Source organism: Achromobacter sp. 1012554356, assembly GCF_059760815.1.
This window is the reverse complement of the sequence record NZ_JCBANC010000103.1, coordinates 1-11,078: the sequence shown is the minus strand read 5'-3', so window position 1 is coordinate 11,078 and position 11,078 is coordinate 1. Positions and strand designations below refer to the sequence as shown.

General features: G+C 65.1%; 10 protein-coding genes and 1 tRNA gene. 7 read left to right on the top strand and 4 right to left on the bottom strand.

Annotated features, from left to right (window positions below; translation table 11 throughout):
• Positions 1–208 precede the first annotated feature (208 nt).
• The 7 genes from AC6LJW_RS28945 (at position 209) to AC6LJW_RS28915 (ending at position 6,884) form a co-directional block, all read left to right on the top strand.
• Entirely contained in the window at positions 209–1,105 is an 897-nt protein-coding gene (locus AC6LJW_RS28945; protein WP_056559405.1) for a LysR substrate-binding domain-containing protein, read from the top strand.
• A gap of 121 nt (positions 1,106–1,226) precedes the next feature.
• A complete protein-coding gene (locus tag AC6LJW_RS28940) occupies positions 1,227–2,420 on the top strand; it encodes a CaiB/BaiF CoA transferase family protein (protein WP_498088924.1) in 1,194 nt (397 codons plus the stop codon).
• On the top strand, positions 2,417–3,370 hold the full coding sequence (locus AC6LJW_RS28935; protein WP_498088923.1) for a hydroxymethylglutaryl-CoA lyase: 954 nt from the start codon (positions 2,417–2,419) through the stop codon (positions 3,368–3,370). Before AC6LJW_RS28940 ends, AC6LJW_RS28935 begins: the two co-directional genes overlap by 4 nt.
• A 74-nt stretch (positions 3,371–3,444) precedes the next feature.
• On the top strand, positions 3,445–4,431 hold the full coding sequence (locus tag AC6LJW_RS28930; protein WP_056559396.1) for a Bug family tripartite tricarboxylate transporter substrate binding protein: 987 nt from the start codon (positions 3,445–3,447) through the stop codon (positions 4,429–4,431).
• 112 nt (positions 4,432–4,543) lie between these two features.
• Positions 4,544–4,617 (top strand) — tRNA-Gly (locus AC6LJW_RS28925).
• 355 nt (positions 4,618–4,972) lie between these two features.
• Positions 4,973–5,878: a LysR family transcriptional regulator gene (locus AC6LJW_RS28920; protein WP_498088922.1), complete on the top strand. Its 906-nt coding sequence runs from the start codon at positions 4,973–4,975 to the stop codon at positions 5,876–5,878.
• Positions 5,879–6,206: 328 nt separating this feature from the next.
• Positions 6,207–6,884 (top strand): hypothetical protein, encoded by a 678-nt coding sequence (locus tag AC6LJW_RS28915; RefSeq protein WP_498088921.1) that lies wholly within the window; start codon positions 6,207–6,209, stop codon positions 6,882–6,884.
• A 36-nt stretch (positions 6,885–6,920) separates the two neighbouring features.
• On the opposite strand, the gene AC6LJW_RS28910 is transcribed toward AC6LJW_RS28915, so the two are convergent.
• From AC6LJW_RS28910 to AC6LJW_RS28895, 4 genes are all read right to left on the bottom strand, one after another.
• A complete protein-coding gene (locus tag AC6LJW_RS28910) occupies positions 6,921–7,517 on the bottom strand; it encodes a hypothetical protein (RefSeq protein WP_498088920.1) in 597 nt (198 codons plus the stop codon).
• A 103-nt stretch (positions 7,518–7,620) separates the two neighbouring features.
• Positions 7,621–9,465, bottom strand: a complete 1,845-nt coding sequence (locus AC6LJW_RS28905) for an ABC transporter ATP-binding protein (RefSeq protein ID WP_498088919.1) — start codon at positions 9,463–9,465, stop codon at positions 7,621–7,623.
• Positions 9,466–9,699: 234 nt separating this feature from the next.
• Positions 9,700–10,707, bottom strand: coding sequence for a D-2-hydroxyacid dehydrogenase (locus AC6LJW_RS28900; protein ID WP_498088918.1), 1,008 nt, complete (start codon positions 10,705–10,707; stop codon positions 9,700–9,702).
• On the bottom strand, positions 10,704–11,078 hold a 375-nt coding region (locus AC6LJW_RS28895), incomplete at its 5' end, for an enolase C-terminal domain-like protein (RefSeq protein WP_498088917.1). The genes AC6LJW_RS28900 and AC6LJW_RS28895, both read right to left, overlap by 4 nt.

The window sequence follows — 11,078 nt, the reverse complement described above, 5'->3', positions numbered from 1 at the left end:
GGCGGCGGGCGTGGCGGGCGCGTCTGCGGGGAGGTCCGCAGGGGTGTTCGTGGAGCTGTTGGTGGGGTTGTTCGTATTCATAGGCGGGATTGTAGTGGCAGGTCTGTCCGCGCGGAGCCGGTCATAGGGACTAAAACAGGGACGCATTTATCCCGGCCGCCTGCGGCTATAGTTTCAGCCCGGTTTCCCTGCGCCGTAGACCTTTTTCATGAACTTTGCCCGGATCGACCTCGTCACGCTTGCCCTGTTTGTCGCCGTGGCGCGCCAGGGAAGCATCTCGGCGGGCGCGCGCCAGTCGCATCTGGCGGTGGGCGCGGCCAGCAAGCGGATCTCGGACCTGGAAGCCGCGCTGGGTTCGCCCCTGCTGTTTCGCAATGCCGCCGGCGTGGAGCTGACCGACGCCGGCCAGGCGTGCCTGGTGCACGCGCTGCGGGTGCTGCAGGAAGTCGAGCAAATGGCCGGCGCGCTGTCCGACTTCGCGCAAGGGGTGCGAGGACAGGTGCGTATCGCCGCCAATACCTCGTCCTTGACACAGTTCCTGCCTGAAGACCTGGCCGCCTTCATGGACGAGCACCCTGCCGTGCGCATCGACCTGGAAGAGCAGAACAGCAGCGACATCGTCACCGCCGTGCTGGAGAACCGTGCGGACATCGGCGTCTTTGCCGACCGTACGCCCGCAGACGGCCTTGCCACCTTTCCCTATCGCCTGGACGAGCTGGTGCTCATCGTGCCGCAGCGCCATCCGCTCGCCGCCGAGCCGCAGGTCGCGTTTGCGGACACGCTGGCCTACGACTACGTCGGCCTGCCGCCCGCGACGTCGCTGGCGACCCGGCTGTCGGAAGAAAGCGGCCGCATGGGCCGGGCAATGCGGCTGCGCATCCAGGTGCGCAGTTTTGATGCCATCTGCCGCATGGTGGCGGCCACGCGCGGCGTGGGCATCCTGCCGCGAATCGCCGCCGAGCCGCACGCGCGGTCCATGCCGATCCGGCTGATCCCGCTGACCGACGAGTGGGCGCGCCGCTGGCTGCTTCTGGGCGTGCGCGACGCCGACACCCTGACCGTGGCTGCGCGGCTGCTGCTGGCCCATTTGCGCGGCGAGGGCTGAGGGTTAGCCCGGGGTTTCTCGTTCCGGGAATGCCCCTTTCCCCGATTGTCCATTCCGCATCGCGCCGCTTTGCGCGCACACTGCCTTCCATCACTACCGTAAGACGCGCCTGGGAGGCGATATGGCAGGGCAGATTCTTGCCGGCATTCGTGTGCTGGAACTGGGACAACTCATCGCGGGGCCTTTCGCGGCCAAGACGCTGGCGGATTTTGGCGCGCAGGTCATCAAGATCGAACCGCCGGGCCAGGGCGATCCGCTGCGCAAGTGGCGTCTGCTGCACGAGGGCACCTCGGTGTGGTGGGAGGCGCAGTCGCGCAACAAGCAGTCGGTCTGCGTCGACCTGCGGCAGCAGGAAGGCCAGGACATCGTGCGCATGCTGGCGCGCGAGGCCGATGTACTGATTGAAAACTTCCGCCCCGGCACGCTGGAAAAGTGGGGCTTGTCGTGGGAAGCCCTGCACGAACTGAATCCCCGCCTGATCATGTTGCGCATTTCGGGCTACGGCCAGACCGGCCCCAAGGCGCGCGAACCGGGCTTTGCCGCGATCGGCGAAGCCATGGCGGGCCTGCGCTATCTGAACGGCGAGCCCGGCCGCGCGCCGGTGCGCGCCGGCCTGTCGCTGGGCGACACCATCGCCGGCCTGCATGGCGCGCTGGGCGTGATGCTGGCGCTGTATCAACGCGATGCGCGCGGCGGCGTGGGGCAGGTGATCGACACCGCGCTGTATGAAAGCCTCTTCAATCTCAGCGAGAGCCTGTTGCCCGAGTATTCGGTGTTCGGCGCGGTGCGTGAGCCCGCCGGCGCGTCGCTGCCCGGCATTGCGCCGTCCAACGCCTATCCGTGCCAGGACGGCTACGTGCTCATCGCGGGCAACGGCGACGCCATCTACACCCGTCTGATGGCGCGTATCGGCCGCGACGACCTGGGGCAGGACCCGGCGCTGGCGCACAACGACGGCCGCGCGCGCCGCGTGGAAGAGATCGACGCCGCCATCGGCGCGTGGACGCAGGAACGGCCGATCGACGACGTGCTGGCCGCGATGCTGGAAGCGGGCGTGCCGGCCGGCCGCATCTATTCCATCGCCGATATTGCCAAGGATCCGCACTACCGCGCCCGCAACGCCATCACCTCGATGGAATCCGCGGCAGGCGTGCAGGTGGAAATGCCCGCCGTCTTCCCGTACCTGTCGTCCAATCCGGGCGCGGTGCGCGAACGGGCGCCGACGCTCGGCGAACACACCGACACGGTGCTGGCGTCCGCAGGCTTGACCGAAGAACAGCGCGCCGCGTTGCGCGCCAAGGGAGTGATTGCATGAACCACGGACCCGCCCGCATCGAGATCAACGAGGTCGGCCCGCGCGATGGCCTGCAGATCGAGAAGACCATGGTGCCCACCGACGACAAGGTCGCCTTCGTGGATGCGCTTTCCGACTGCGGCTTCGCCCGTATCGAGGTCACCAGCTTCACCTCCCCCAAAGCCATTCCCGCGCTGGCGGACGCCGTCGACGTCATGCGCCGCATCCGCCGCCGTCCGGGCGTGATCTACACCGCGCTCGTCCCGAACGTACGCGGGCTGGAACGCGCGCTGGAGGCCGGCACCGACGAGATGAACCTCGTCATGTCGTGCAGCGAGACGCACAACCGCGCCAACCTGCGCATGACGCGCGACCAGTCGTTTGCCGAGTTGTCGCAGGTGCTGGCCGCCGCGGCAAAGGCTGGCGCGCCGTGCAACGTGTCCTTGTCGACCGCGTTCGGCTGTCCGTTCGATGGCGATGTGCCCGCGGACACGGTGCTGGATCTGGCGGCGCGTCTGGTCGATGCGGGCACTGCCGGCATCACGCTGTGCGACACGACGGGCATGGCGTTTCCGACCCAAGTGGCCGCGTTGTGCGAACAGGCGGCTGCGCGCCTGCCCGACACGGCGCTGACCGTACACCTGCACAACACGCGCGGCATGGCGCTGGCCAACGCCATCGCGGCCTGGCAAACCGGCATCACCCGCTTTGACGCCGCTGCCGGCGGCCTGGGCGGATGCCCTTACGCGCCGGGCGCCAGCGGCAATGTCAACACCGAAGAACTGGTCCACATGTTTGCCTGCATGGGCGTGGAGACGGGCGTGTCGCTTGAGCCGTTGCTGGCCATCGTGCGAAGCCTGCCCGGCCTGGTCCAGCGTGATCTGTCCAACGCATTGCTGCAGGCGGGGCCAAGGCTGGCCCTGCACGCGCCGCCCGCGTGGCTGGCCGAACGGTTTCCGGCCGACGCCTGATTGATTGTTTTTTTAAGCAGTACCTGCAGCACCCGACACCACCCATAGATAAAACAATACCCAGGAGACAACGCATGGCCTCTTTCCGCCTGCCCACCGCCCTGCGCACCAGCGCCGCCTTCGCCCTGATCGCCGCCGCCGGCGCGGCCAGCGCACAGGCCGAATTCCCCAACCGTCCCGTCACGCTGATCGTGTCCGCCGCACCGGGCGGCACTACCGACATCGCCGCCCGCCTGATCGCGCAGCCCTTGGGCGTGGCGCTGGGCCAGAGCGTCGTCGTTGAGAACAAGCCCGGCGCCTCGGGCGGCATCGCCGCGCAGGCCGTGGCCCGCGCCAAGCCGGACGGTTACACGCTGCTGTTGCAGTACTCGGGCTTTCAGGTCATCACGCCGCACGTGACGCCCGCCGCCGGCTGGGACCCCATCAAGGACTTCGCCCCGGTTGCCAACGTGCTGTCCGCTCCGCAAGTTGTGGTCGTGCGTCCCGATTTGCCCATCAAGTCCTTGAAGGAATTGGTCGCGTACGCCAAGGCCAATCCGGGCAAGCTGAATTACGCGTCGTCGGGCAACGGCTCGCTGCAGCAGGTCGCCACGGAACTGCTCAACCAGATGGCCGGCACGCAGATCACGCACATTCCCTACAAGGGAACCGGCCCCGCGCTGAACGATCTTTTGGGCGGCGCCGTCGACATGACCATCACCACGCCGCCGCCGCTGCTGGGGCAGATCGCCGCAGGCAAGCTGCGCGCGCTGGCGGTCACGGGCAACGCCCGCCTGCCGTCGCTGCCCGACGTGCCCACCGCCGCCGAAGCCGGCTACCCCGATCTGATCGTCTCGTCGTGGTTCGCCATGTACGCACCGAAGGACACGCCCGCGCCGGTCGTCGACAAGATCGCGGGTGAGATCCAGAAGATCATGAAGACCGACGAGTTCCGCAAGAAGGCCGCCGAGCAGGGCGCCGAGGCGATCTTCATGGGTCCGAAGGAACTGGGCGCCTACACGCAGACCGAGCTGGACCGCTGGGGCAAGGTGGTCAAGGCCGCCAACATCACGGCGAATTGATAGCTGCGGCTTTTCGGTCGAATGGGGCGGGCTTTTTTGACCCGCCCCGACCAAAAAAAGCCGCGCTATAATCGCGGCTCTGCCCGGCCCATGGCCGCGGCACGACACCCGAGCGGGTGTAGTTCAATGGTAGAACGGCAGCTTCCCAAGCTTCATACGAGGGTTCGATTCCCTTCACCCGCTCCACTGCTTGCATTCAGAAGGTTCCGGCCTGGAACTTGAATCCAACGATGAAGTTTCGGGCATTCAGCCTGCCGCCAAGCCTCGTCGATTCCCTGCTTGTGTTGAATGCGCCTGTTTGGGTCAGTTCTGCGCGAGACGAAAAGCCTCAGCCATCCGATCTTGTTCACGCGCAGGTAGCCCCAGGCTTCTGGCAAGCGTTCGCCATTGCCGGACAATCCCTCCCGAGCACCTGCATCACTGAAAAATAGGCGCCTATGGTCACTCCTGCGCAAGTTGCCGGAATGATGAGTAAATCCAGCAAGATTGAAATGACTATGCATGTTTATGGATAATCGCTTCATCTCTGGGAGTTTTCGGCATGGATCAATTGACAGCGATTCGCGGTTTTGCCCGCGTGGTGGAGGCGGGCAGTTTCACGCGGGCGGCGGACTCGCTGGATATGCCCAATGCCACGCTCAGCAAGATCGTGCAGGACCTGGAGGCGCACCTTGGCGTGCGCCTGCTGCAACGGACGACGCGGCGCGTCACCGTCACGCCGGAGGGCCGCGAGTATTACGAGAAGGCGTTGCGCATCGTGCGCGACCTCGAAGATATCGACGGGTCGTTCAATGCCGTGCAAGGCAAGCCGAAAGGACACCTGCGCATCGACGTGGGCGGTTCCACCGCACGCGACGTGTTGATCCCCGCGATCTCCGATTTTCTGACGCGCTATCCGGATATCCGGATCGACTTTGGGGTGTCAGACCGCCCCGTCAATCTGATCAGCGACAACGTCGATTGCGTGATCCGCGGCGGTCCGCTTGACGATTCTTCGCTGGTGGCGCGGCTGATCGGCACTGCCGATCTGATTACCTGCGCCACGCCGGGGTACCTCAAGCAGTTCGGCACGCCGGCCTATCCGGACGAGTTGAAGAACGGCCACAAGCTGGTCAGCTATCTGTCGCCGCAGAATGGCCGCGCATTTCCTTTCCGCTTTGAACGCGATGGACAAAAAACGGAGATCAAGGTCGAGCATCGTGTCGGCGTCAACGAAAGCAACGCGCATCTGGCGGCGGCGCTGGCGGGCTTGGGAATTGTGCAGACCTTCACGTATGCGGCCGGCCCCGCGTTAAAGAGCGGCGTCCTCGTCGAGATCCTGAAGCCGTGGCGGCCGCAGCCCTATCCCTTTCATGTGGTGTATCCGCACAACCGGCATGTGACGCATCGGCTGCGCGTATTCATCGACTGGCTCGTCGAGACGCTTCCCGCGCAGCTCGCATATTGAGCCTGACCGCGGGGGCGGTCTCGATTACCTGGCGCGTGGGTCGGTGCAGGAAAATTTCCATCGATGCCTATCGAATATGTGGTGCGATTCGTGCAATTGAGATCTGTGCTGACTTCAATCAACTGACAGCCAACGAAGGGCAATAAGAGCTGATAGCCCCTGGTAAAACGACGTCGAAAATCGATGGCGAAGCACTCCTTGCTTTCGTCGTCATGAGCGAATCCGAGTCGGCTTTCTGTGCCGCAAGGGATCATCCATCGACATCGTTACTGGGGAGTGCTCAATCCATGTTGCGCCAACGCGCGTTCCTTTTGTTTGGCATGCCGGCATGACGCAGGCTCCCCTCGCGCTGCTTGAGCGCCTGCGTGTCGACGGCATCATTCGCGCCGACCACCATGCTGCTGCGCTGATGCGGCTGGAAGCGATGCCGGTGGCGCCCTTCGTGACGCTGGGTGGCGCCCTGGTCTGGCTGGCGACAGAAGAAATCCTGTCCGATCTGGATCTGGATGAAATGTTCGAGTTGGCCGCGACCGAGGGCGCGTTTTCCGGCAACGTCACACGCCGTCAGGCGATCGCCGAATTGAACGCGTTGTGCCAGCACGAATTTGACAGACATGTCGCGCAACTGGAGCGGGGCGGCCTGCTCAAGGCCCTTTTGCCCGGACCGCTTTGGGCCTGGTTTGGCGGCGCCGCCATAGCGATTGCCGCTGTCGCGTGGTACATCCTCGCGCCGGATTGGACCTCGCAATGTGGAGATGCGGCCATGGAGAGACCGAACGGCGAGGGCGACATGGTGGTTTCAGCGGCTGACCCGCGCGTGGTGCGCGTTCGCTTTGGTCAGGCCGGCAATCATGGCAAGCCGCTGGACATGGGCCAGCCCGCGGACTCGGACGCCATTGTGCGCGCCCGCGTGGCGGAACTGAAGAGAGACGAGGCGGCGGCGCAGCCGGAGAATTTTCCGCGCCAGCAGCCAGATAACAGTGGCGGGGGAGGCGCACCCCGCTAACGCGAAGGCGCATCCGATCCGGAATTTCCGAAGCCCTTAGAAGCTGGGCTTTCTGGTATTGCTGCGATCCACATACTCGATCCGGGCGTTCATCCATGACGGGTCGTGCATCTGGATGCTGACGCCGCTGTATTTCAATACTGCTTGCGTCAGGTCCGGTGAGCAGCCCATGCCGGGGTTCGTGCTGGGCTTGGCGCACCACTCCATGACCAGGTCGTTGGGATAGTTGGACTGGCGGCCGTATTTTTCCAGCACCGCTTTGCCCATGGAGTCCTTGTTGGCCGGGGTCCACGGCAGTTCATACCGGATCTGGGAAACAGCCAGCGGCCGTTGCTTGTCGACGGGCACGCGTGGCTCGAAGTGGACGATGAAGCTCACGCCGTCCTTGTCGTAGCTGAAATTCATCGGCATCTTGGTGTTCGTGACGGGGTTGTTCGTCGCGTAACCGATCCGGATGTCTTTCTTGCTGACGTGGAAATTTTTGGCCGTGGCGGCGAGCGCTTCGTCGAAGTCCATGCCCGTCTTGACGCCAGCGACGTCAAACGTGCGGGCGTCGACCGAACGCGGGGACGCGGCATTGGCGGGCGCAACGACGACAGCGGTCAGCGCGGAAATGAGGAGTGCAGCTTTCAACTTCAAAATAAAGATCCTTTTCGAATAGCGCCGGGATTATCCGATCGGGTCTGTATTGTGTCCCTAATAAAGTGCAACCAAACCTGTCAATGGGGTCTCTTGATCAAACCGGTTGGCTCGGTTCTTCGGCCAGGAAGCCGCCGCTCTGATGCCGCCACAGGCGCGCGTACACGCCGTTCATTGCCAGCAGTTCCGCATGGCTGCCCTGTTCGATGATCTGGCCTTGGTCCATCACGATGAGCCGGTCCATGGCGGCGATTGTCGACAGGCGGTGGGCGATGGCGATGACGGTCTTGCCCTGCATGACTTCGTCCAGGCTTTCCTGAATGGCGGCTTCCACTTCCGAATCCAGCGCGCTGGTGGCTTCGTCCAGCAGCAGGATGGGCGCGTTCTTGAGCATGACGCGGGCAATGGCGATGCGCTGGCGTTGTCCACCCGACAGCTTGACGCCGCGTTCGCCGACAAGCGTGTCGTAGCCGGTGTTGCCGTGCGAGTCGCTGAGCTGCTCGATGAAGTCGTCGGCCTGCGCGCGGGCCGCGGCGGCGCGGATCTCTTCGCGGCTGGCGTCGGGACGGCCATAGGCGATGTTGTCGCAGATGGAGCGGTGCAGGAGCGACGTGTCCTGCGTAACCATGCCGATCGCGCTGCGCAGGCTGTCTTGCGTGACCTGCGAGATGTCCTGGCCGTCGATGCGGATGTGGCCGCGCTCGACGTCGTAGAAGCGCAGCAGCAGGTTGATGAGCGTCGATTTGCCGGCGCCGGAGCGGCCGACCAGGCCGATCTTTTCGCCGGGACGCACGGTGAGGGTCAGGCCGTCAAGGACCTGGCGCTCGTTGTTGTAGTTGAAATAGACGTCGTCGAATCGGACTTCGCCTTGCGTGACGTGCAGGGTGGCGGCATTGGGCGCGTCCTGCACCTTCGGGACGTGGGTCAGGGTGGCGATGCCGTCCTGCACGGTGCCGATGTTCTCGAACAGCGAGGTCATCTGCCACATGATCCAGTGCGACATGCCGTTCACGCGCAGCGCCATGGCGGTGACGGCGGCCACTGCGCCGGTGCCGATTTCGTTGCCGTGCCACAGCCACAGCGCGTAGCCGCCGGCCGCCAGGATCAGCGCGGACACCAACGCCTGGTTGACGATTTCAAACTGGCTGACCAGACGCATCTGGCGGTAGCCGGTTTCCTTGAAGTCCTCCATGGCGGCGCGCGCAAAGCGGGCCTCGCGGTTGGTGTGCGAGAAGAGCTTGACGGTGGTGATGTTGGTGTAGGCGTCGGTGACGCGTCCCGTCATGGACGAGCGGGCATGGGCCTGCTCCTTGCCGACCTTACCCAGCCGCGGCACGAAATACATCATGGCCAGGCCGTAAAGCGCCATCCAGCCGATGAAGGGCAGCATCAGGCGCCAGTCGAAGCCGCCAGCCAGCGCAACGATGGTGACGAAATAGACGGCGATGCCGAGCACGATTTCGCAGAAGGTGAGCAGCACTTCGCGCACGGCTAGCGCGGTCTGCATGACCTTGGTAGTGACGCGGCCAGCGAATTCATCCGAAAAGAAAGACAGGCTTTGCCGCAGCATCATGCGGTGAAAGTCCCAGCGCAGGCGCAGCGGCAGGTTGATCGCCAGGACCTGATGCTGGACCAGCGTGCGTAATGCGACGACGCCAACGCTGACACACAGCACGATGGCGATGCCCCACAGAACCTGCCGTTCGTGCGCCGACGCGGCCTCGCCGGCTTTCCAGGCGGTGAGCATGTCGACGACCTGCCCCAGAAAGGCGAAGAGCCACGCTTCGTAGATGGACACCGCCGCGCTCAGGATCGCCAGCGCAGCGATGTAGCGGCGCGAACCGTGCGTGCAGAACCACAGGAACGCGAAGAATCCCGTTGGGGGCGGGGGGACGTTCTCGGAAGGGAACGGATTGAGCTGGCTTTCAAATCTGCGGAACAAGGCAGAGACTCCGGAATCTGGATATGGCTTTTGATGAGGCGCGGGCAGGCGCACATTGGCGCTGCGGGCCTTGGGAAGCAAGTCCCCATTTAAAGCGATATTTAAGCGCATTCGGCAAACGCCGAGAAATACTCGCCGGATTCGTCTGAGTGACGCCTTGGCCAGTCCCCGGGACCAGAGCGCGAGGATGCTGCCCGTTGATGGGTCGATGCAAAAGGAACCTGGATGACGGGGTTAGCAGTTCGTATTGCCCAACTTCCCCGCATGACGTGCCAGCCACCGCCGGAACTGATCGGCGAAGCAGTCAACGACGCGGTCCTCGTGCCCGAGGGACGCGGCGCTGTTGTGCGGGCTGATCCACACCGATGGCAGCGACCATAGCGGCGACGCCTGCGGCAGCGGTTCTTCCGTAAACGTGTCGAGGTAAGCGCCCGCCAGCCGTCCCGTGGCCAGCGCATCCGTCAGCGCGGCTTCATCCACCAGCTCGCCGCGCGCGACGTTGACGATGCGCGCGCCGCGCGGCAGCAGGGCCAGTCGGCGCGCATCGATGATGCCGGCCGTCTCGGCGTTCAACGGCAGCGCCAGCACCAGCCAGTCGCAATAGGGCAGGGCGTCGTCCAACTGCGCCATGCGCATGACGTCGTCAAAGCCGGCCAGCGGCTCGGCATGCCTGCGCACGGCCGTCGTGCGCAGGCCCAGGGCCGAGCACAACCGCCCAATCTCCTGCCCGATGGCGCCCGCGCCTAGCACCAGCACCTGCATCGACGACAGATCGCGTGGCCGGGCGTCGCCGGTCAGCGGCTGCCATGCACGCCGCGCCTGTGAGGCGAGCCAGCGGTCGAAGCCGCGCGACTGCGCCAGGATGGCCGCCACGGCGGTCTGCGCGATGGGGGCGGCGGTGACGCCGGTGGACGCCGTGACGGGGACGCCCCTCGCCAACGTGTGCGCATACTGTGGCAGGTCCAGTCCCGACGAACAGACGTGCAGCCAGCGCAGCCCGGGTGCTGCGTCCGACACCCGAAAGAAGGCGTCGGACAGCGGGCCGGGCTTGCGCAGCGAACTGCCTTCGTACAGGTCGCGAGAAAAGAACGCCACGTCGATACGCGCGGGATCGGCGTCTTCGATCCGATGGCGTTGCAGACGCACGCCGGCCCCTTGCGCAAGGTCATCGAGGCGCGGGCCATGCGCGCGGTCGACCTTGGCCGACAGCAGCAGGCCCAGCGCGGGAGCGGCCGTGGTCAACGCACGACCTGCCAGCGATCGCGTTCGCCGGGATAGACGACGCCGTATTCTGCGATGGCGTCGTCGCTGAACCGGAAGGCAAGTCCGGGCTCGGTGGGCACCAGCAGGTTGCCGTCCTCGGCCTGCAGTTGTCGGTCGATGAGGCGGCGGAAGTTGACGATGTGATCGTCCGGCATCCATTCCACGTAGGTTGCGTTGGGCGCACTGGCGGCCAGGTGGATGTGCACGTCGTGCCACGCGTGCGGCGCGACGGTGATGCCGTGGCTGTCCGCCGTGGCCGCGATGCGGCGCCATTCGGTGATGCCGCCGCACACGGTCGCGTCGGTCTGCAGGATGGTGGTGGCGCCGCTGGCGATCAGGTCCTTGAAGCG